Below are 18,892 nucleotides of genomic sequence, written 5' to 3' on the forward strand. Positions count from 1 at the left end.
CCTATCCCCGGCGTCAGACCTCAGGTGCAGCGCTGCACGACCATTCCGGTGCAACACCAACGCGCGCAAGAAAGCCTTGCATCTCCGGATCGACCTCCTTGAATTCTGCAGCCAGCCGGGCCGCCGCGGCCCAGTCGTCAATGCAGCCGTCAGCTTCCCCGTCCACCCAGGTCGCCGGATCTCCCAGATTTACATGCGGCATGCATTGATAGGCCACGCCTTCACAGCGCGCCACCGACCGCATCGGGTGCCCGGTGGTCCCTTGTCCGGCAAAAGCGCAGGGGTGCCCGCCGCCGCCGGGCATATGCGCCGGGCCGCCTTCCAGGAATTGGATGCCTTCTTTGGTCTCCAGGAAATCGAGGGTGCAGTTCATACGGTCTTCGGGCCACTCCGCGTCCAGCATTTCAATCGCCTCGGTGTCCTCTCCGGTTTTGCGAATGAACACCTGATCCATGAAGTGCGCGCTCAGCCCAAGCTGCTCCGCATGATCCACGATCCTCTGCGCCAATGCGGCCGACCGGATGGCGTTCCAGGCGTTGGCGGCCGTAGCCCCCTCCCCCGTCCAGCCGTAGTAGTTCGCGACACCGGACACCAAGCCGCCACGGACAAAAACCCTCCATTCAGCGGGCCATTTGCCTGGACCGGCCAGCGGTGTATTCGCCCGGTGCAGATCCTCACCCTCATGGTACCGCGCAGGCTGCGCCCAAGGGCGCGCCAGGTAGGAGACGCCCGGCTTGTGTCCGCCGATAGCGGTTTGGAGGAAGCGGGGATCGGAGAAGTCGATGATCCGCCGGTTTCCCGTCCGCACCCAGCCGCCGCCGATTTCGAAGCCGGGCCGCACCTGCGCCGTGTCATCCGCCTTCAGCATCAGGCCGGTGCCGACCAGAGCTTTGAGATTGCCTGAGCCTGCATACTGAGTGCGCACCATCCAGCTGGAAGGCACTTCGTCCAGCGCGCTTTCCATTTTCTCGAATGCTGCCCGGGCTGTATCCGCCTTGCGGCCTGCAGAGGCCTGATCTTCGTTCTTGAGGTCCAGGACCTGCTCAAAGAAGGCGCTCAGGTCTTTACGCCCGGCATTCCCCTCTGCTGTGTCCAGCCCAGCGGCAAGACCCTCAGCGAGAGATTTCCGGATGCCCTTGGGCAACTGCACCGACCCCAGAAGGAGTTCCAGCTCCTCCTCCTCCAGGCGCGCGACCTCCTGTGCAGGAATGGCAGCGACCCCAGCCGCTTCAGCCAAACGCAGCCAAATTCGGAGATCGCAGACGTCGAAACGGGACCGACCATCACCGGAGCAGACCTCATCAGGGTCCGCCCAGCTCTCCAGTTCCTGGTCATGGATCTCTGACAGCCGGGCAATCCCTTTGATGTTCCCCAGCAGTTCAGCCGGATTGCTCCTGGCGAGCCGTGCCGCCCCGGTGAGCACCCTGCGAAAGCCGTTGCGCTGCCCCTTCTCGGCTGCTGCCCGCGAAATCGCCCCGATATAGTCTCTCAGCTTCATGATAGGCTCCTTTTGATTTTCGCAGAGCCGCTGCGGACTCTGCGAAAACCAGCAAGATTTTTAGGGCGTCATGCCCAAGTCGGCCGCGCCCGGCATCCGATGGGCGGCGATTGCCGCCTCGTCTTCCTCGCCGGACTCGTAGTCTCCCCAGCGCACGACCGCGAAGTCATCACTCTTGTCGCGCCCGTATTCTTCCAGCTCATCCCGGTAGCACCAGGAGCCATCGGCCCAGGTGATCAGGTCCTGCGGGTCACTTTGCTGCTTTACCGGCTCCCAGTCGTGAGGCAGGTCACGCATCGATGCCCCATCCGGGACCCCGATCACCCGGGGCGCATCACACTGGCTGTCGATGATCATGTACCGCGTCACGCCGCCTTCCCGTTCGATCCGCAGGCTCGAAGCCTGACGCCCGTAGGGATCTTCCTTGGCCCCGCCGATAAAGACATCGATGTGGTCTGCGGCCGATTCGATGGCAACAGTGATCGGCTCCCGGATCGGCACATCGCCGCGGGCCACATCCTGCGGCGCGCGCCAGTCCTGCAAAGTCAGTGCATGCGGCTCCTGCGCGGCCGGCCCTTCGTTTTTGAGGGTTGCCATCAGCGCGGCCTGGTTTTTGAAGCCAAGCGCAGATGCGATCAGGTCCATTTTCTGGAGGTAGCTGAGGCCAGGGACATCAAAGGTCTTGGCGAGAGTCGTGATTTGCTTACGGTTGACGGAAATTCCCATCGTTTTCACCCATTGCAGTTCGACCTTGGCTTGAGTTGCTCCGCTACCCACCGTGTCGAACATGGATTGAACGATTGGTGTTTTCAGTCGTCAGGACCGGTTTGGCTTAGCTGGAGCGCCAGGCCCGGTCTGGCCATGGACGGAGATTGGCATTCCTTGCCGGGAGCGTCAATCGCTTTTTCGCATTTTTTTGCCGCGAGGCCGTGCCTCACGGCTCCAGGCCGTCCCGGTCCGGCTCTTCCGGCACAAAAGACGGATAATCCATCTTCTCCAGGATCTGCTGCCACCGTTTCAGCTCGTGCTCATCCATCTCAGCGGCATTCGCTTTGAGATGACCGTGAATGAGAGCGCCGACTTCCTCAACTTCGGGCTTGTTCAGCGTCTGGGCCATAAAGCAATGGCCAGCAGAGAATGTGGGATGAGATGCGGACATTTTCGGGTTCCTGTTTCAATTTCCGATTGGCGGTCTGAAGCCTTCAGCCGTTCTGGTTCAGGGCGAGGGACTGTCAGCTTCTTGCGCCGGCGCATGGGCTTCAAATGCTGCTTTCAGCGCCTCCAGCTGTTCTTCGCTAAGGTTCTCCCTGGCCACCCTGTCCCGGCCAAACCTGTCCCCTTCGACGAAAATCTTGCTGTGCTCGCTCATTTGGTTCGCATCGTCCAGATGGGCGATGAAGTAGTCGAGCGCGCCTTGTTTTCCGCCGGTGCCGCAGGCAGCAGCATAGCCCTCCCGGTGGTCTCCGTTCAGCACAAAGAACACCGAGTCCCCGAAGACCAGAGCCGTGGTCTGGCAGCCGTAGCCGCTGGTGCTGGAGTCGTAGCTGACATGATATTTCCCCTGGTCCAGCACGGTGTTCGGCGCCAGCTGGTTGATGACGGGAATGCGCTGCGACTTGAAGTCGTTCTTTCCGCTCATGATTTTCCTTCCTAGTATCAGAGGCCCGGCACAGGTGCCGCCTCGAGTTCCGCACGTTCGATCAGCTCGGCGTAACGATCATGGCCGCGAAGCACCTCCGCTTTCTCCGGATCGTCCATCGCTCCAAGCACAAAACGGGCCAGGCCGTCGGTCGAGATCTTCTCGTTGTCCGCAATTTTGTCGATCAGCCCGGAGAAATGCGCGGCGCGCTCGGCAGCCTGGGCCGCGGCCAGGCTTTCGGTCCGGGTGTCCCGGATGTTCTCCATCTCCGAGCGGTCACCGTTGAAGGCATCCCGCAGCGTGATGATGTCCTTCTCCAGCGCCGGGAAAGGGAGGGTCTTTGCCCACGCCATGAACTCCTGGTACGGCTCCTCCATATCCGCGTAACGCTCCATGCTGGCTTCTTTGCCGGCGAGCTTTGCCTTGCGGATGTGGTTGACCGCGCCACGCATGCGCTTCCAGTTCCGGTAGAAGTGGCTCTTGAGCTTGTAGAACTGACCTGATGCGTCCTCCATGACACAACCCTCTACCGGCGCGCCGTTGATCATCCACTTCGGATCATGCTCGACGCGGCGGTTGAAGCTCTCCAGCGCCCGTTTGTTCGGCAAACTAGCGATACGGTTTTTCACATCGCAACCGAGCCATTTGGCGACCTTCTGAAGATCCTTGTATGGCGCTTGCTCGAAGGTTTCAGAGCGCCGGATGCAGGCCAGGAGAGTGACCGTCGGCCGGTCAAGCTTGATGATATGCGGATCCCGCTCCGGGTCCTCGATCTCGAACACCAGGCTGGCCTGCTGATCCCGGTTGAAGCGCAGAAGACGCTCCATGCCCGCCGGTCCGAGCGCCGTTGCAAGCACATCCCTGGCGATGTCCGGAAAGTCCCCATCGGTGACGGATTTCGATGCCACGACAAGCTCGCCGAGACGCTCAGAGAAGCCGGTGATGCAAAGGAAGCCATTGGCCTTCTCAAAAGCATCGACAGGAAAGGTCAGCCGGTCCCCGATCGTGTCCGCCTGCGTCTCGGGCCTCTCATTCAGGTTGAAGAACTTCTCATAGCTCCGCGCTACGACCGTCCCGATCTCCCCATCGATGTAAAGGCCGCGCGCCATGGTGGTGTAGTCGTCCCACGCCGCGTTGTTGAAAGCCTTATGCGTGAAGTTCACCGAGAAAACGCCCGGCAGGGAGCCGGAAGGCTTGATGTTGATCATGTCATGGTTGCGAAGCTTGCTGACCAGGCCGGAAGAGACCTTCGGCAGCGCCTCGCCACGCTGGATCCAAGGCATCAGCGGCGCATGACGGCTGGCCGGTGTCCGGTTCACCGCCCGGTTCGCAGCGATATCGTCTTGCATCGTGCGGTGAACGGCCGACCGTATGTTGATTGGGGTGAAGCCCGCATCGTCCAATTTCAAAAATCGCAGATGTCCGCCGAACTCGACCTGCCCCTCGAGGTTGATCGACAGCGGCGCAGCCGTGCTGGGCTGCATGGCGCTGTTGCGGTGGCCATGCACCTGGACGCGGCCGGTCCCGGCCTCATTGGCGGACCACTCGGTATCGACATCGACCTCGTAGCGCCCGTTGCCGCGGCGCAGCTGATGTGTGGAGACCAGATCCATATTGCTTGGCCAGCGCGCAAAGCCCGCATGCGAACACAGCACTTCGCGGCCGCGCCAGCTATATGCCAGGTAGTCTTGAGACATCTCCGCGATACGGCGGCAATCACGGTGCGTCAGGCCGGCCTCCTTGAGCTGGGGCCAGCTGAACCGGGCCCACTCGCTGTCGGGCAGCCCGATATCACCTTTCCCGGCGCGGGCCTGGTGCTCGACATAGTCTTCATGGTTGCCAGCAATCAGCACGGCATTCGGCCGTCCGTAGACCTCCTGCATGAACCATTTGCCGACCTCACCGTTCTGGACACCACGGTCGAAAAGGTCGCCGTGGAAAATATAGAAGGTCCGAGGGTCCAGCCCGTCCTTCAGCGGTGAGCGCGGATCGAGCAGAGGCGCGTGGCACCCCTGAATATCGCCGATATGGACCACGCGGTCATAGCGGGACAGATCCCGTGAGCAGCGCGGGTCCGCGAGGAAGCGGCCGATTTCTGCAAGTGCCGCATCGATGCCATCGTCATCCGTGGGATTGAAAAATTCCACTTTGGGATTTTCGCGCATCACCGGCGGCATTGGCACTTCATCGGCCATGGCCTTCATCCTGGCCACGCTGCTTTCCGGAACGCGCTCACGCTCAGGCCGGGCCATGTTGCGCTGCATCCGGAGCGTGTCATCGAAACCATAGAGGTCGATGACCAGGCCCGAATATCCGCCCTGCTCGAACTGGCTCCAATGCTCGTAGAGCTGTGAACCGTTTGCCAGGGTGCCGTCGATGCAGACAACTTCGCCCCGCGCAATGCGCCGCTTCATGCTGTCCTGGAACACGTCAAAAGCCAGCGGCTCATATTCATGGTTCGGGACAAATTGCCCGTCCGGATTCAGCATGTCCCCGCCCAGCACATTGCGGATCTTGTCCATGGAGATGTTGAAACCCTCCAGTCCAGCTCGCCGCATGAGCGTTGACTTGCCTGCCCCCTGAGGACCGCGGATGAAAATGACTTTGCGGGCCATTGCTGTTCCTTACGTTCTGCTTCCCGGCAGACTACCAACGTTTTGCGAAAATGAAATACGGTTTACGATTATGGCTCGAACTCGCTGTCCGGCGCCTCCTGCACAGGCGCTGGCGTGACGGCTTCCAGCTGCGCCTGGATAATGGAAATGGCCTTTTCGGCCCGCACGACGCGCGGGTTGTTATGAACAAGGCGGGATACGATCTCTTCGGCAGTTTTTCGATCCGTGAGCCAGACCTCATCCGGGTGGACCTCTGTCCAGAAACCTGTTTCCCGGGAACGGACCGGGGCCTTGCGGGCCAGTCGCGTTTTCCCGAAGTTGCGGGGGTTGTCGGTCATGACCGCATAGAGCCGCTCTTCGGAAGGCTTATCTTTGGGTTCGCCCTTCATGGCTCGATCTCCTCGTTGTGGCTGCAGCAATAGCGTTCAGGCCAAACCCAGTCCGCCGCATCGACAAGTTCCGCGGCAACATTCAGCGCGCGCGGAGAGAGGATGAACATATCCTCGAGCCAATCATGGCGGCTGACGTCAGGACTGCGGAAGTGTTCATGAAACTGCGACACCCTGTTGCCGGTGGCCATGTAGAGATGGAGGCTTGCGCCGGGCTCCACTTCGAGCCGGACAACATCATGCTCTTTCTCATATGCATCGAGCAGCGCGAGGGCCTCCTCTCGCGTGAGTGGCGCGCCTTCCACCTCCCGACCCCGGTCCCCGATGCCGCCATTCGCCGCGATCGCCTCGCCGCCGGCAACAAGGATATCGGCCAGGATCTCGCGATCAGCGAAGGTGACATCCCAAAGATCGCAGCAGACGCGACCGATCTCATCAGGCACCTTTTCAGCAAGGAAACGCTGACCGTACTCAGCGTCGGGGTCATCGACCCAAAGATCCTCGCTGTCCTCATCGAAATAACCGATGCGGATCAGGTCACCGTCACGGCTGACCCGCGGAGAGGAGTTCGTGGTGTGGACCCGCAGCAGTCCCAGGCGCTCGTAATGATCCTGAGTCCGATTGTCGACGCCGAGGGCGGAATTGATGCTCGGTCCAAGCACCGCGTCGTCCTTGACCCCCTCGTTGAATCCAGGGATGCGGAACCAATCCGCTATGAGGATCGTGCCGGACGGCGACTTGAACTCGACGTGCCGGATGGGCTTGGGGCCATCGAAGGGGCCGATCAGCTCGAAACGTGATGGTGTCCGCTTCGACTTGTCGGCATTCCAGCCGCCATGATGCCAAACACCCAGGGCTGGCGAGAGAAGCTCCCCCTCGACCCAATTGAGGCGCGCGTCCGTCTTGGGGCACCAGGGCGCATCACCGCCAATCTGGAAATAACGCAGCACACCGGTGGCACAGCCTTCCATTTTGGCGATACAGCTGGCAACCACCTTGTCGATCAGCGCATTGTTGCACTCCATCAATGCCTTGCCGGCAACACGATCAGAAGGCTTGTCGGCGGAATTACGGTCAAACCCGGCCGCCTCGCGGGCCTCCCGGATTGCATCGTAGCCTCCAGACCAGATGGTTTCCCCGATGGCGCGCGCCATGGGCGTGTTCATCACATCCCGCCAACCATATTGGCTGACACCCTCTCGTCCATGGGCGACGAGCCCATTCCACTCCACAGCTTCTCGCACATTCCGATCCGCGCCATGCGGAATGGGATTTAGCAGCCCTTCGGCCTGCAGGTCGCACAGGATATCGGCGATCTTCTCCTGAAGAGCCTTGTGGTTCGCGGGATGCGGCAGCGCACGCTCCAGCGCCTCATCGGTGCCAAGCTCCGCTGCGGTCGGTGGCCGGTCATAGAAGTGTGTCTTCTCACCGGCCTCGTGAATGGCCATGGCCTCATTGATCCGGGCCTTGAGCCAGTCCGCGGTGATGTGCCGACGCAGGATCTCGACATCGAAAAGCGGCTCGCGAGGCGGATCGTAGGGTTTAAACATGGGTCAGATCTCCAGATTGGGGCTGGCTTCAGCCGCAGTGGGGTTTGGTGTCTTCCAGCGGCCTTCCAGAAGGTCATTCGCGCTCACCCCGCGCAGGTGGCGCCAGGCCTCACGGCATTGCTCGACCGAGAACATGCCGGTGTGGGTCTGCTCCCGCGGCATGCCCATCGCGCTGGAAAGGAACCGGTAGAGACCGGTGCGGACTTTGTTGCGCTTCTTCCGGCCCGCCTGCAGAGAGATCGGTTCGATCATATGCTTGTGGAGAAGCATGCGGGCACGACGGGTTTCTGCACCGCTGGGATAGCCCAGCGGCACATCCGTTCCCGGATGGCAGCCGCAATATGCGCCGCAGCTGCACAGGTGCATCGGGAGGTCATGGAGATCCGGCCGGCCTGGATAGACCTCTTTTCCGGATACTTTTGCCACCTCCTTCGCGCCGCACTCAAGGCAGTGGAAGCCCGGCGGCCAGCCTGGTCCGCTCATGTCAGGGTTCCATACCGTCATCACTCTGCGGATCATCAGGAAGATCAAAAGCGTCTTCCGCCGGCGCATCGGTATGCTCGATACCGGCGAGCTGCTCAAATTTCATGAGCCCGTCCAGAAGATCCATCGGGTTCATCCTGGCATCGCCGTCCACCAGCTTGCCAAGACCAGCTTCGCGCATCAGGTCTTGCTGCTCGCTCTTCCCGAGGTCCGGCATGAATGTGGTACTGCCATCCCGGCGCGTGATCGAGATCCCTTTCCTGCGGCTCTCACTCATGGCTCCATCCCCGCATCCTCTGACGGGCGGGCGCCAATGCGGTCGATAAAGCCGGGGCGCAGCTCATCGAGGTAGGCGATCGCAAACGGCAGCTGATCCGCTTCGATCGCTGTGGTGTGGGCAATGCCTTGAGAGTTCAGTCGCTCAAGGTTGGCATCATATGCCAACGGATTGTGGGACCAATTGATCACCTCTTCCGGATCCGCCTCACCGACCTTTTCGGTGAAGTCCCATCCCCGCTCGATGCAGTATGCGATGTCCTCCTCGTCGGCGACAGCAAACCATTCGCGCATGTCGAGCTGGCCTGCGAACTCTCCGTTATCAAGGCGCAGCCGGGCCAGAACGGGGCGCCCGAAAATATCTTCCGGGCGGGACCAGAGCCCATCAGGCCCAGGGTTCAGGTTTCGCTCTGCAATGACGCTGGAATGGAGCGTGTCCTCCAGATCGATATCCTGCGCATCAACCTCAACCCAGCCGCCGGCCGCCTTGCGGATGACATTGGAACGGGTTGCGGACCTCAAAACCCAACGATCCTCGACCTCGGCGCCAAGCGGTGACCCGAAGATCTCTTTCAGCTTGTCCGGCTGCGCTTCCACACGGTCCGCCATCTCCCGCAGGGCCGCAGCGGCTTTCTCCGCAGTGAATCCGACGCCGCCGCGGTCAATCATGCCCTTGACCTCAAGCAGCATTGCGTAGTGAAGCTTGTAACTCATTTTCGCATTCCTTAGCTCATGTCCATTTGCGGGGCGCTCTCAAGATGAAGCAGATCCTGGTATCTCTCGAGGTTGTCAGGGTGAACTTTCCGCCCCGCCTCATATGCCGCGACAACCTCATCGCGATGAAAGGCCCGGCGGGCCTCATATCCTGAGCGCGAAAAGTGTGACGGCATGAAAAGACCGAGCGCCTCCTGGCGGTCGGCCTTATGCATCGCCTTGCCAAGGCCCCGCCCCCGCCAGGCCTCCTCGACGTAGGGTGTGCCCCTGACGCACCCTCCTGCAAGCTTGAGGGTCCCCGCATCAAGGATCGCAAGGCGAGCCATCATGAGGTCGGGTGCCTGGGCGAAAAACCGGAAATCCGGATAGCCAGGAACCTGGAATTCCCGAACGTCTGCGAAAATCAAAGGGCCGCCGTCGCGGAATTCTTGATAGAGATCCAGATCCATCCGCATGCGGAGCAATCCATCCCGCGTGAAGTCGATCATTTCCTGCTCTGCAGGCCCGAAGTTTTGGTCTTCAACGATAATGGGATGAGCACGGCCGATGAATCTATCGAGCGGCATTTCGGCAACCGGAACGCGCGCCTTCAGGGCATTGACATAGCCAGCGTTCTGCCAGCCCAGTCCCTTGCGTTTGACCAGAAGATCCAGATCCTTCCACCCATCAATTCTGACCAGCAGATTGTCCGGGTGACCAGCTGGCGAAAGGTTGGCATTATCCTTGAACATTGGGGTGCTCAAACCAATCTGGATGCCGCCGGTGGTATGCGCCAATGGATGGCAGAGGTGCTGGAAAATACCTGCCGCCGTATCTTCGATCCGGGCCTGAAAGGCGGCCATATCGATGATGCCCTCATCATCTCCGCAGGACAGCAATGCTTGAACAAGCTTCGATTTGACCTGATGGCCGGCAACCGCGTTGAGGATGGTCTTGGCGCCATCCGTCAAATCACCGCCCGCGGCAAAGCGGTTCCAGTCTTCAGCCTCCGGGAACTCCCGCCCCTCCAGGTTCGGAATTTTGCCGAGCTTGCGCGCGCTGCGCGCAGCGAGCGCGGCCTCGACATCCACCGCAATCCGGTCGCGAAGGCCATTAATGGCCGCAAAACCCTCGGCCAGAGGGATTTTGGCAGCAAGCGCGTCGAGCGGCGAGAGAAACTCGTAGATGCGTTTAATGGTAATCATCTCAAATTTCCGGACATTCATCATCAGCGCTGCGGGCGACTGCAAGACGCTCAGCCAGCTCGCCTGTTTCCATCCGCACCACGCGGAACCGGCCGGTCTCCGCCAGCGCGTCTGCCAGATCGATCATGTCCCGCACCCCGGCCATTGCGGCTTCGTCCACAAGACCCTCAAGGTTTTGCCGGATCAGAGATGCCAGATTGCGATCCGTGCCGGAGGCAAAAGCCATAGGCGCCATCGGATCCTGGAGGGCATCATCAAAAAGGACTGCGAGATGCCTCAGCTGCCCGCCATAGGGCAGAGCTGCGATGCCGTCAGCGATGACCACTGAGGGAGCCTGCCCGCTCAGCATCATTTCCTGCAAGAGGTCTGAGGCCTGTTGAAATGCAAAGGCCGGACTGCTGCCGTATGTGAGGAGGATCGGCTGGCCGGCGTTTTCGATCATCGCAATGGAGATGTTCTGCAAAGGCCGCATTAGGGCACCCGCGGGAACCGTGCCGATGATCTCCTTCAGCCAGTCATTTCCGGAACGGACCATGCAGGATGCGCAGCCGCAACCCGGCCCATGGGCCGCCGCATCACGCTTCAAGAGCACCTGGCTGTCGACGGACCAATTCCGCTCACGGCCATACCCGGCAATCTTGCCAATCACGTCCTCACCCTGAAGGCCATTCAGGTCAATAAAGTAAAAACGTTCGCGCAGCCCGTCAGCCAGCGTATCCGCGTTTGCGCCGACGTGGATTTCAGTACCCCCTGCAGTCATGACCATGAAGGCTGCGGACGCCACCTGCCCTTCACCCAACCCGTGCCGGCTCAGGACGGCCCGTGTGATTTGGGCATGCTTCGGCAGCGCATCCACCCAGGCGGCCATCTGATCTTCATCCAACGCCCAGAGGAAACCGCTTTCGCCGCCGATCCGCACATGCGCAACAGCGAGGCTGTCCATGACGTCAGCAGTCCGCTCCGGGTCATGCACCGGGTTGTCCCGCAGCATCTCCGCAGCCGGAACAAAGTCCTGCACGGTGATGTCATAGCCCGAAGTCTCGTTCGCATAGTGGCGCATACGGCAGTTCAATGTTGCAATCCCTGGCGTCGCCCCGGCCGGGTACATTGGCGCATAGAGATCATGAGCCTGACGCAGCGAGCCGTCCGGCAAACGATATGCAGCGACACCCGGGATCATGTGGTCCCCTTGCCCCATCTTGCTTTCGCAAGACGTTCTGGCATTTTTCGCAGACACTTCCGCAAGCGCGGGAGGGAACGGCAGGAAAGTAAGCATCGCATCGCCTCGAAATTATTCTTGATGAGCATAGGAAACGGACCGGAAAATCAAAAGTGCGAAAACGCCCACCTTGCCCTTGATTATTTTTTTTCGCATACTGCCGGGAGGACGCCAGATATCCCGTTTGGCGCGCAGCAGGAGCAGTGCCGTGTCGCCGGAAATTGCAGAAGAAGTCCTCGGAGCCAGTGGGAATTCCATTCTGATCGGTCAGCTGATTGCACGCCTTGCGGTCAAAACCCCGGACATCCTCTATCGCTCCCAGGATATTCTCGACAATATCGGAAACGATCTCCTGGCCAATGCGTTTACGCTGGCAGCCGCTGATCATCTGCGCACGGACAAGGATGAGGGCTGCCAAGCCCATTGGCGCACCGACACCGATGGGGAAGAGGAGATCAATCTCTTCACCGAATTCTGCCGCGCCCGCTACCTGGAACCAAACACAGAAGACTTCGCGGAGGCCATTGAGGTGATCTCAGCATTGGAGCCTGACGTCCTGAGGAAGGTTCTCGGCCGGCTTGTTGATAAGGCCGGCGGCCTCTTCATTCTGCAGCCAAATGTCTTCGAGGGGCTTGAAGGGCAAGGCGCCGGAATCCTGATGTCCGCGGGCAGAAAGGAAATCGATCCGGAATGTGCCTTCCGGTTCAGCGCCTGCGTCATGACCGCTGGTGATCCGGGCCATATCTTCGTGCTGCGCATGCTGTGCGTGCGTGAGGGTGGCCCGATGCCGTCGGAAGGTCAGCGGATTTCGGAGATTGGGCTTTCACCCCGATCGCCTACACTTAGCTGAGAAAACCAGAGGTACACCCAATGCAGGCGGAAGCATCAGTTAATCTGATCCTGAAAATTCTGTGCGGCGCTGTAAAGGCGCGCTATGAGCAGCATCCCCATGCGCGAAGATTGCGCCGCTTCGCGGTGGAAATCGATAAAGGACTTGTTCTGTTGCGGCCGGATGAAGAAGACGGCCGCTTCAGGGACTTCCATGAAGATCAGATGGCCCGGCCGGATGTGCGGGCCGCACTTGCCAAGGCTGCAGACCGTTTGAAAGCATCCCTTCCGCCCGGGGCATTCCCCTTTCGCATTGAAGCCAGCATCGAGCTTTATGTCGCCCGCAGCGAAGCTAAGGCGCAAGCAGAAGACGTCGAGTTCTCCGCGGCAGGCATTCGCAGCAACACCAGCTACACGAGCTGGAGCAAACCCCTTGAGCGGCTTACCGAAAAGCTTGAGTTATTGCATGAGCGCGAAGCTGAGACCATGGACAAGCATGCCTACTATATCGTCCGCAAACGGCCGGATGGTGAAGGCTTTTCCGGGTTGCAGAAATTCTATGCCTCGAGCCCTACGGCCGCCCGTGACAAGGCGCTGATGATCGAATCCCCAGCAGATGCCAAGAGGCTGTTTTCAGGGGCTGTTTCAAGCTTCGATGAACGTGTCTTCGAGCGGCTCGATCTGCTGCATGTTTGCCCCGCTGGCCCATCTTTGGCTGACCTTCTGAAGCAGCAGGATAACGCCCCCTCCCCTGCTTGAACCCCCAATACCGAAGAGGTGAAACCGTGACGGCTTGGCTCGATCACATTCTGGCCGGTCCGGCCGATCCGGATCAGATGGCAAGAGATTTTCCCTGGGCAGCCGCTATGATCGGCTGTCCGCATGACGCCGTTTATCATGCCGAGGGAGATCCTTGGGTTCACACCTGCATGGTCGCCGAGGCTCTGGAAGCCAGTGACGGCTTTCAGGATCTGCCCGGCGACCACCGGGAGGTCCTGCGCCTGGCGGCGTGGTTCCATGACATCGCAAAGCCGATGACCACCGAAATCATCTGGGACGAAGAGCAGCAACGCGAACGCGTGCGGCAGCCGGGCCATGCGTCCCGGGGCGCCCGTATTGCGTGGCAGGCCCTCGTGGACGCTGGCTATGATCTGTTGAAAGCGCGTGATGTCCACACGCTTGTTTTCTGGCACCAGCGGCCGACCCACCTCCTAAGCCAGCGCAATACTCTGCAGCGTGTTGTTGAACTGGGGCATGAGCTGCATCACGCAAACTGGGACGACCTGCTGCGCCTGTGCCGCGCCGATCAGGATGGGCGCATTTGCCTTTCCAGGGATGGCGCGGACGACAACCTGGAGCTGCTGCGCATGTTCATCGAGGAGGCAAACGCGAATGCAGGCGCCGATCTGCTGACGGAGCCTTGGCCGTTCCAGTCGGACGTCGCCCGGCGCCGCTATCTGGCAGGCGACCCGGATGACTCCCCGTTCTTCACGCCGCAAGAACCCGGCGGATCGCGCGTCATCATCATGTCGGGACTTCCCGGGTCGGGAAAAGACACCGCGATCGCGCAGCATTTCGGGCATATGCCAGTGATCTCCCTGGACGCGCTTCGCAAAGAGATGGGGATCTCGGCAACAGACAATCAGGGCCGCCTGATCCAGGCCGGCATCGAGGCCGCAAGGTCGCATCTGCGCGCGGGGCAGGACTTCGTCTGGAACACGACCGGTATCACGGCGCAACTTCGGCAGAAGATCATCGGGCTGTCCCGCGGGTATGATGCCCGTGTTGACGCCGTTTCGATTGATGTTCCGGCCAGTATCGCCATCTCACGCAACCGCGGCAGGAAGGATCCCCTGCCCGATGCGGCGATTGAGAAGCTGGCACGCAAAAGAGAACCGGTCATGGCCGCAGAGGTGCATGGCCTGTGGTCAGTGGATGCGGACCTGCAGCTGCGGCCGGTATTTGGCGGCGACGCCATCACTCGGTATGCGAATTTTGAACCGGACTATCTTGAAGGAGCCAGACCATGACGCGGACGCCGGAAGAACTGCTTGCCCTTGCCTGCCGGTTCCATATCGGTGCAGACATCTACGTCGAGCGCCGCGGGCCTGACAGCTGGGCTGTATGCACCGCCTCGCGCTGCTGCATCAATACCGATTTCGAGCGTGAGCTGGAGCCCTTCCCGTCCAGCCGCAGCGAGAGCTTCCTTGCCCGGACGCGCTTTGCTTCCCTCGATGAGGCTGTCAGCCATGCGGAGGCCTACCTCCAGTTCGCAAAGGAAGAGATGCGCAGGCACTCCACGGACCTTGCCGAAACAGAAACAAGCCAGGAAGCCTGAACCATGCCCATTATCGCCTCTCAGCATCGCTGGAAAGACAAGGACCATCTCGCCCATCTGCGCAAGGACTGGCCTGACGACTGCAAAGTCCAATGGGGCGGATCGGGGATCGTGCTCGGCGAGAAAAAGGGTCCGCGTCAAACCGCTTTCTTCGAGGCGTTCCCCAAGAGCGGCGGCTTCATCCGCGGCGAGGGAGCCACCATTGAGGAGGCGGAAAACAATGCTTTCCGGCGTTTTCAGAAAGAAGCCGCCTGCCAGCATCAGTGGGGCCGGCGCGGATACACGAACGGCGGCTGCCGCTGCACCCGCTGCGGCGCCTTTAATACGGTCATGAAACCCGTTGTGAAGCTTGGCAGTTACCGCGACCCGATCAAGTCGATCGAGATTGAAATCGCAATTAGTCTTCACGGACTCGCCCGGTCAAGAAGAAGCGATCGGGACGGAAACAACACCTCCCGTAAAATCTGGCTTCGGCTGCGCCGCGCCGGAATTGACCTCCCCCCAATTCCAGATAAGCCTGAACCCGAAAATCATGATGATCCCTTCGCTCCAAGCCCCTTCGCGGCCGCATGCCGGGTGGCGATCTTCAGCTATTTTGATGCCCATGGCGGTTTGGATCTGCTTGAAGGCCGGGGTGATCTTCAAACGATGCAGGGCTTCTTTGATGGGATGAGCTTTACCTGCATTAAATGGGACTACCAGAACTGGCTCGAAAGCAAGGAGGAGAGCGCTCCTGCGCCGGACATGTGAGCCGGGACGCCGAACCTGCGTAACGCTCGTCCTGAGGCGATTGCGAGGACGGGCAAATTCGAAATTCTCCGCGCTGGACGCTGCGCGCCCGGCATGCTCCTCTCCCGTGGCCCACTGTGTGCTTCGAACTGAAAGGATTCTCCCGCATGGCGAATGACCTGACCGCGCGCGTTTCGCTTGAAGACGCTCTGAATGAGGTGCCGGTGGCCGTTGCGGACTTCTTCCGGCGCCTGGACGGGCAGCCGGAGTTCCGGGTAACGCCGCTGCGCATGCAGATCACTATCCATTACCGGGACCAGAAGGCTGGGGGCTTCAACCGGTCGACTGGCGAATGGTACATCTCCAAGCTGCTCGTCGAGGGCACCAGCGGTGCCGAGGTGCTGGAGCGGCACGGCTTCCTGCGCAAGGAGAGCGGCGCTCGGCATGTTTATTGGGGCTTGAGAGATCCGGAAAGCGCCGCCGTGTTTCAAGCCGCGCTCGCCGAAATCTTGAAGCGGCCGATCTGAGCAATTCCGGCCCTGACAGGCCGGCATCCCCATCTATTTCTCGAAAGGATCCAGTGCGGACGGCGCCGGACTGGAGAGGAAGTCATCCAGCTCCTGAAGTGCCTCCAGGAACTTTGGAAACACGTCCCTCATTCGCTCGAGGTTGGCAGTCACCAGATCCTCGCGCAACTCATTTGCATAGTTGTGGTTGACCACATGTCTGAATGCACGAAGCTCGTTGACGTCCGGGTACCATTCTTCAGAAACCAGAGCGGGCCGAATGCCCTTCCGTGGAGAGGCCACCTGATCGAGAATATCCTGGTGAGATGACCCGCCTCCCGGCACAAATCCATCAACATCACGGCAGACCACTTTCATGACGTCTTCCATACCGTTGTAGATATTATGCAGAGCTGTGGCGACAGTCGTAATCGCGGCCCATCGCAAGGGCGCGACCTCAGTGTCAAACGGCTTCAACGCAAGAAATTCATCAAGCCGGCCCATTTCGCTCTGAGCTCCATTGATCTTCTTGGTCGCTGCAAGCAATGGCGGCGAAGCGAATTCAATGCTCAAGAATAGCCTCCACCGTGCTTTCCGAGAGATCCTGCTCAAAGAACAGGTCCAAACCGATTTTGGCTTCCGCAGCCGCCGCTTCAGCTATCTTGCGGGCTTTTTGCCGACAGTCAGGGCTTAGATTTCCAAGGATCATCAGATCGATATCTGAATGCTCCCGGAAATCGCCTTTTTCCAGGGAGCCAAACAGCCGGTGATCGATCCCCGCGCGCGTCAAGGCTGAATGAATCCGCTTCCAGGCGGATGTTGCCGCCTGAAGGCGATACTGCCTTCGCTGATCCAAAATCGCCTCAAACCTGGTCATAGAGTTCTCCATGAAATCAATATAATGGAGTTCAGCCGAAATGTCAGGACTCTGCGGCGCAGCCAGAAGACGTGCGGGCATTTAATTTTCTGCCAGCCCCGCCAGGCGCGGCCGGATCGCATTTATGAGCCGGTTGCCGACATCAAGCAGCCAGTCCAGCTGGTCCTGCTCATCAGAAAAGTCTTCAAGCCTGACCTCGTAGCCGATCGTGTCCCGCTGATCAGGCATTCCGAAAGTGTGAAAGCGCAAACCCGAAAGCCCCGTATCTGAACGCAGATCCTCCTCTTCACAAGCGAGGAGAGCGTAGACCTCCCCTGCCCCCTTGCCGGACAGGAAGAAGCCGATGTGACCATTCCCGGTGCTTCGGTATGCAGTCAAACCCGCCTCGCCGGGCAATGGCAGCCGGACCCAATTGTCCCCGCCGTGCCGCGGTGCGGGCTGATCCGGGTGGTCGAAAACGGCCGTGTCGATGTAGCGCTGCCAAAAGGCCCTGTTCACGGCGCGGCGGCTTGCGGCCTCCGGGTTCGAAATCGCCTCTACAGCATCCGCTTCACCGCTTTGAACCTCAACGGCCGCCCCATCCGGCGCCACCAGAACGGTCTGCCGATGGACCTCAGTCCGAAAGGGAATGCTAGGCACAACAAGCCTCTCACCCCCAGCGCCGGTCCAAATCTGAAACTCAACCAGGGCAAGACGCGCCCCCTGCCCCCGCAAGTGCCCGGCAATAGCGTCAACGTCTTCCCGCATCCCGTCTCCGGCCACGATGAGATCGAAGTCTCCATTGCGCAGGCTCCGGGACACCGCGTCCGTAAAGGCTGCCTCTTGCAAGCAGCCGCCACAGGCCGCCGCCTTGGCGTAGATCGGATTTTCACCGGCATAGCCCCGGTGCGCCTTCAGATATGCGGTGAGATCCGCGTAGCTCCAGCGCCGCAGCAATGCGGCATATTCCAGGATCTGGGCAATGACCTCCCGGCGCGCCTGAGGATTGCGCCAGAGCTTGCATTCAACCAGCACCAGGCGGCCGCGCGGGGTCACGGCAAGCATATCGAGAAACACGCGTCCGGAGGCGGAGGGCAACCCCAGCTCCCGCGCGATCGGCACCACCTCTCCGGCGCCCGGATCGATCTCCTCCATCGGAAGGACAGCCGGGTTTTCAAAGATCAGATCTTGCAGCCATTTTTCCGGAAAGGGCGCCCCGGCAATGTTGCGCTCCAAAAAGCTGGCAGGCTTGCCCTGCACGTCCAGGAGGATCGATTTCATGATTTCACCGGCGCTTTGATTTGTGGTTCGGGCACAGGCTAACCGATGCGCCGTAGAGATCCATGCCCGCGGTTAACAGGACTGCAGATCCCGCCTATGGTGGGGCGCATGTGCAACCTTTATGCCAACACCTCAACGCAGGACCTGATGCGAAAGCTGTTCGAGCTGCCGCGGGAGCGGGACCGGCTTGGAAACGCGGAACCGCGCCGTGCGATCTTTCCCAAGTATCCCGGACCCGTCCTTCGTTTGGACGCGGCCGAGGAGCCGGAACTTGTCGAGATGGGCTGGGGGTTCATCCTGCCGCAGAAATCAAAGAAGACCGGCAAGCCCATCCTGCCGAAAGCGGTCAACAACGCCCGGGATGACAAAGTTCAGACCTCGCGCTTCTGGAAGGCATCTTTCGAGGAGAGGCGGTGCCTGATACCGGCCACGAGCTTTTGCGAAGCCAAGGGCCGCAACCCCGCCGTCTACCATTGGTTTGGAGTGGACGGCCGCAGCCCGTTCTGCTTCGCCGGAATTTGGCGCGAAAGCAAATCCGGCTACGGCAAGGGCGACGGCGCCATCGAGACCTACTCGATGCTCACGACGACCCCGAATGCGCTGGTAAAGCAGATTCACCCGGACCGGATGCCGGTCATCCTCGATCAGGCGGATTGGACCGCCTGGCTGAACGGCACGCCGGAGGAAGCGGCAAAGCTCCTGCGCCCCTTTCCGGCGGACCGCATGGAGATCATTGAAGACGGCGAAGATCTGAAATCCGAACCGACCTGAAGCGGCACTTAACTGC

22 protein-coding genes are annotated in these 18,892 nt (G+C 60.4%); 7 read left to right on the forward strand and 15 right to left on the reverse strand.

Annotated elements, in window-relative coordinates; translation table 11 throughout:
• Positions 1 to 13 precede the first annotated feature (13 nt).
• The 12 genes from CAER_RS0105380 to CAER_RS0105435 all read right to left on the reverse strand — a co-directional run bounded on the left by CAER_RS0105380 (position 14) and on the right by CAER_RS0105435 (position 11,546).
• On the reverse strand, positions 14 to 1,498 hold the full coding sequence (locus tag CAER_RS0105380; RefSeq protein WP_027234392.1) for a hypothetical protein: 1,485 nt from the start codon (positions 1,496 to 1,498) through the stop codon (positions 14 to 16).
• 60 nt (positions 1,499 to 1,558) lie between these two features.
• Entirely contained in the window at positions 1,559 to 2,287 is a 729-nt protein-coding gene (locus tag CAER_RS30115) for a hypothetical protein (protein ID WP_036796902.1), read from the reverse strand.
• 145 nt (positions 2,288 to 2,432) lie between these two features.
• On the reverse strand, positions 2,433 to 2,657 hold the full coding sequence (locus CAER_RS0105390) for a hypothetical protein (RefSeq protein WP_154667702.1): 225 nt from the start codon (positions 2,655 to 2,657) through the stop codon (positions 2,433 to 2,435).
• Between the two features lie 57 nt (positions 2,658 to 2,714).
• The gene (locus CAER_RS27575; RefSeq protein ID WP_051357707.1) at positions 2,715 to 3,137 is read right to left on the reverse strand and encodes a hypothetical protein; all 423 of its coding nucleotides are present in this window, start codon (positions 3,135 to 3,137) and stop codon (positions 2,715 to 2,717) included.
• A gap of 17 nt (positions 3,138 to 3,154) precedes the next feature.
• A complete protein-coding gene (locus CAER_RS0105400) occupies positions 3,155 to 5,752 on the reverse strand; it encodes an RNA ligase (RefSeq protein WP_027234394.1) in 2,598 nt (865 codons plus the stop codon).
• 68 nt (positions 5,753 to 5,820) lie between these two features.
• Complete coding sequence (locus CAER_RS0105405; RefSeq protein WP_027234395.1) at positions 5,821 to 6,141, reverse strand: hypothetical protein; 321 nt, start codon at positions 6,139 to 6,141, stop codon at positions 5,821 to 5,823.
• Positions 6,138 to 7,691 (reverse strand): hypothetical protein, encoded by a 1,554-nt coding sequence (locus tag CAER_RS0105410; RefSeq protein ID WP_027234396.1) that lies wholly within the window; start codon positions 7,689 to 7,691, stop codon positions 6,138 to 6,140. The genes CAER_RS0105405 and CAER_RS0105410 overlap by 4 nt, the downstream gene beginning before the upstream one ends.
• A 3-nt stretch (positions 7,692 to 7,694) precedes the next feature.
• Positions 7,695 to 8,174: a zinc-finger-containing protein gene (locus CAER_RS28820; protein ID WP_051357708.1), complete on the reverse strand. Its 480-nt coding sequence runs from the start codon at positions 8,172 to 8,174 to the stop codon at positions 7,695 to 7,697.
• Between the two features lies 1 nt (position 8,175).
• Positions 8,176 to 8,451 (reverse strand): hypothetical protein, encoded by a 276-nt coding sequence (locus tag CAER_RS0105420; protein WP_027234397.1) that lies wholly within the window; start codon positions 8,449 to 8,451, stop codon positions 8,176 to 8,178.
• The gene (locus CAER_RS0105425) at positions 8,448 to 9,164 is read right to left on the reverse strand and encodes a hypothetical protein (RefSeq protein ID WP_154667703.1); all 717 of its coding nucleotides are present in this window, start codon (positions 9,162 to 9,164) and stop codon (positions 8,448 to 8,450) included. Before CAER_RS0105425 ends, CAER_RS0105420 begins: the two co-directional genes overlap by 4 nt.
• A gap of 11 nt (positions 9,165 to 9,175) precedes the next feature.
• Positions 9,176 to 10,348: a hypothetical protein gene (locus CAER_RS0105430; protein WP_036796904.1), complete on the reverse strand. Its 1,173-nt coding sequence runs from the start codon at positions 10,346 to 10,348 to the stop codon at positions 9,176 to 9,178.
• Between the two features lies 1 nt (position 10,349).
• The gene (locus CAER_RS0105435) at positions 10,350 to 11,546 is read right to left on the reverse strand and encodes a hypothetical protein (protein ID WP_154667704.1); all 1,197 of its coding nucleotides are present in this window, start codon (positions 11,544 to 11,546) and stop codon (positions 10,350 to 10,352) included.
• 229 nt (positions 11,547 to 11,775) lie between these two features.
• Here CAER_RS0105435 and CAER_RS0105440 point away from each other — a divergent pair, with 229 nt between their 5' ends.
• From CAER_RS0105440 to CAER_RS0105465, 6 genes are all read left to right on the forward strand, one after another.
• Complete coding sequence (locus CAER_RS0105440; RefSeq protein WP_027234401.1) at positions 11,776 to 12,417, forward strand: hypothetical protein; 642 nt, start codon at positions 11,776 to 11,778, stop codon at positions 12,415 to 12,417.
• A 20-nt stretch (positions 12,418 to 12,437) separates the two neighbouring features.
• Positions 12,438 to 13,154, forward strand: a complete 717-nt coding sequence (locus tag CAER_RS0105445) for a hypothetical protein (protein WP_027234402.1) — start codon at positions 12,438 to 12,440, stop codon at positions 13,152 to 13,154.
• A 26-nt stretch (positions 13,155 to 13,180) separates the two neighbouring features.
• Positions 13,181 to 14,425, forward strand: a complete 1,245-nt coding sequence (locus CAER_RS0105450; RefSeq protein WP_084299439.1) for an AAA family ATPase — start codon at positions 13,181 to 13,183, stop codon at positions 14,423 to 14,425.
• A complete protein-coding gene (locus tag CAER_RS0105455) occupies positions 14,422 to 14,733 on the forward strand; it encodes a hypothetical protein (protein WP_027234404.1) in 312 nt (103 codons plus the stop codon). The genes CAER_RS0105450 and CAER_RS0105455 overlap by 4 nt, the downstream gene beginning before the upstream one ends.
• Before the next feature lie 3 nt (positions 14,734 to 14,736).
• Positions 14,737 to 15,483, forward strand: coding sequence for a hypothetical protein (locus CAER_RS0105460; protein ID WP_027234405.1), 747 nt, complete (start codon positions 14,737 to 14,739; stop codon positions 15,481 to 15,483).
• 146 nt (positions 15,484 to 15,629) lie between these two features.
• Positions 15,630 to 15,989 (forward strand): hypothetical protein, encoded by a 360-nt coding sequence (locus CAER_RS0105465; protein WP_027234406.1) that lies wholly within the window; start codon positions 15,630 to 15,632, stop codon positions 15,987 to 15,989.
• Between the two features lie 33 nt (positions 15,990 to 16,022).
• On the opposite strand, the gene CAER_RS29640 is transcribed toward CAER_RS0105465, so the two are convergent.
• Genes CAER_RS29640 through CAER_RS0105480 form a run of 3 tightly spaced genes read right to left on the reverse strand, consistent with a single transcriptional unit; the run spans position 16,023 to position 18,105 of the window.
• Complete coding sequence (locus tag CAER_RS29640) at positions 16,023 to 16,541, reverse strand: ribonuclease toxin HepT-like protein (protein ID WP_154667705.1); 519 nt, start codon at positions 16,539 to 16,541, stop codon at positions 16,023 to 16,025.
• A complete protein-coding gene (locus CAER_RS0105475; RefSeq protein WP_027234407.1) occupies positions 16,531 to 16,926 on the reverse strand; it encodes a nucleotidyltransferase domain-containing protein in 396 nt (131 codons plus the stop codon). Before CAER_RS0105475 ends, CAER_RS29640 begins: the two co-directional genes overlap by 11 nt.
• Positions 16,927 to 18,105: a PDDEXK family nuclease gene (locus tag CAER_RS0105480; RefSeq protein WP_027234408.1), complete on the reverse strand. Its 1,179-nt coding sequence runs from the start codon at positions 18,103 to 18,105 to the stop codon at positions 16,927 to 16,929.
• Positions 18,106 to 18,213: 108 nt separating this feature from the next.
• Here CAER_RS0105480 and CAER_RS0105485 point away from each other — a divergent pair, with 108 nt between their 5' ends.
• Positions 18,214 to 18,876, forward strand: a complete 663-nt coding sequence (locus CAER_RS0105485) for an SOS response-associated peptidase (RefSeq protein WP_027234409.1) — start codon at positions 18,214 to 18,216, stop codon at positions 18,874 to 18,876.
• The last annotated feature ends 16 nt before the right edge of the window (positions 18,877 to 18,892 follow it).

Origin of the sequence: Leisingera caerulea DSM 24564 (genome assembly GCF_000473325.1) — a bacterium.
Lineage (GTDB): Bacteria > Pseudomonadota > Alphaproteobacteria > Rhodobacterales > Rhodobacteraceae > Leisingera > Leisingera caerulea.

Excerpts from the sequence above, each read along its gene's own strand:
- CAER_RS0105380 (WP_027234392.1), bottom strand. The coding sequence starts at position 1,498 with ATGAAGCTGAGAGACTATATCGGGGCGATTTCGCGGGCAGCAGCCGAG.
- CAER_RS30115 (WP_036796902.1), bottom strand. The coding sequence starts at position 2,287 with ATGTTCGACACGGTGGGTAGCGGAGCAACTCAAGCCAAGGTCGAACTG.
- CAER_RS0105390 (WP_154667702.1), bottom strand. The coding sequence starts at position 2,657 with ATGTCCGCATCTCATCCCACATTCTCTGCTGGCCATTGCTTTATGGCC.
- CAER_RS27575 (WP_051357707.1), bottom strand. The coding sequence starts at position 3,137 with ATGAGCGGAAAGAACGACTTCAAGTCGCAGCGCATTCCCGTCATCAAC.
- CAER_RS0105400 (WP_027234394.1), bottom strand. The coding sequence starts at position 5,752 with ATGGCCCGCAAAGTCATTTTCATCCGCGGTCCTCAGGGGGCAGGCAAG.
- CAER_RS0105405 (WP_027234395.1), bottom strand. The coding sequence starts at position 6,141 with ATGAAGGGCGAACCCAAAGATAAGCCTTCCGAAGAGCGGCTCTATGCG.
- CAER_RS0105410 (WP_027234396.1), bottom strand. The coding sequence starts at position 7,691 with ATGTTTAAACCCTACGATCCGCCTCGCGAGCCGCTTTTCGATGTCGAG.
- CAER_RS28820 (WP_051357708.1), bottom strand. The coding sequence starts at position 8,174 with ATGAGCGGACCAGGCTGGCCGCCGGGCTTCCACTGCCTTGAGTGCGGC.
- CAER_RS0105420 (WP_027234397.1), bottom strand. The coding sequence starts at position 8,451 with ATGAGTGAGAGCCGCAGGAAAGGGATCTCGATCACGCGCCGGGATGGC.
- CAER_RS0105425 (WP_154667703.1), bottom strand. The coding sequence starts at position 9,164 with ATGAGTTACAAGCTTCACTACGCAATGCTGCTTGAGGTCAAGGGCATG.
- CAER_RS0105430 (WP_036796904.1), bottom strand. The coding sequence starts at position 10,348 with ATGATTACCATTAAACGCATCTACGAGTTTCTCTCGCCGCTCGACGCG.
- CAER_RS0105435 (WP_154667704.1), bottom strand. The coding sequence starts at position 11,546 with ATGGGGCAAGGGGACCACATGATCCCGGGTGTCGCTGCATATCGTTTG.
- CAER_RS0105445 (WP_027234402.1), top strand. The coding sequence starts at position 12,438 with ATGCAGGCGGAAGCATCAGTTAATCTGATCCTGAAAATTCTGTGCGGC.
- CAER_RS0105455 (WP_027234404.1), top strand. The coding sequence starts at position 14,422 with ATGACGCGGACGCCGGAAGAACTGCTTGCCCTTGCCTGCCGGTTCCAT.
- CAER_RS0105460 (WP_027234405.1), top strand. The coding sequence starts at position 14,737 with ATGCCCATTATCGCCTCTCAGCATCGCTGGAAAGACAAGGACCATCTC.
- CAER_RS0105465 (WP_027234406.1), top strand. The coding sequence starts at position 15,630 with ATGGCGAATGACCTGACCGCGCGCGTTTCGCTTGAAGACGCTCTGAAT.
- CAER_RS0105475 (WP_027234407.1), bottom strand. The coding sequence starts at position 16,926 with ATGCCCGCACGTCTTCTGGCTGCGCCGCAGAGTCCTGACATTTCGGCT.
- CAER_RS0105480 (WP_027234408.1), bottom strand. The coding sequence starts at position 18,105 with ATGAAATCGATCCTCCTGGACGTGCAGGGCAAGCCTGCCAGCTTTTTG.
- CAER_RS0105485 (WP_027234409.1), top strand. The coding sequence starts at position 18,214 with ATGTGCAACCTTTATGCCAACACCTCAACGCAGGACCTGATGCGAAAG.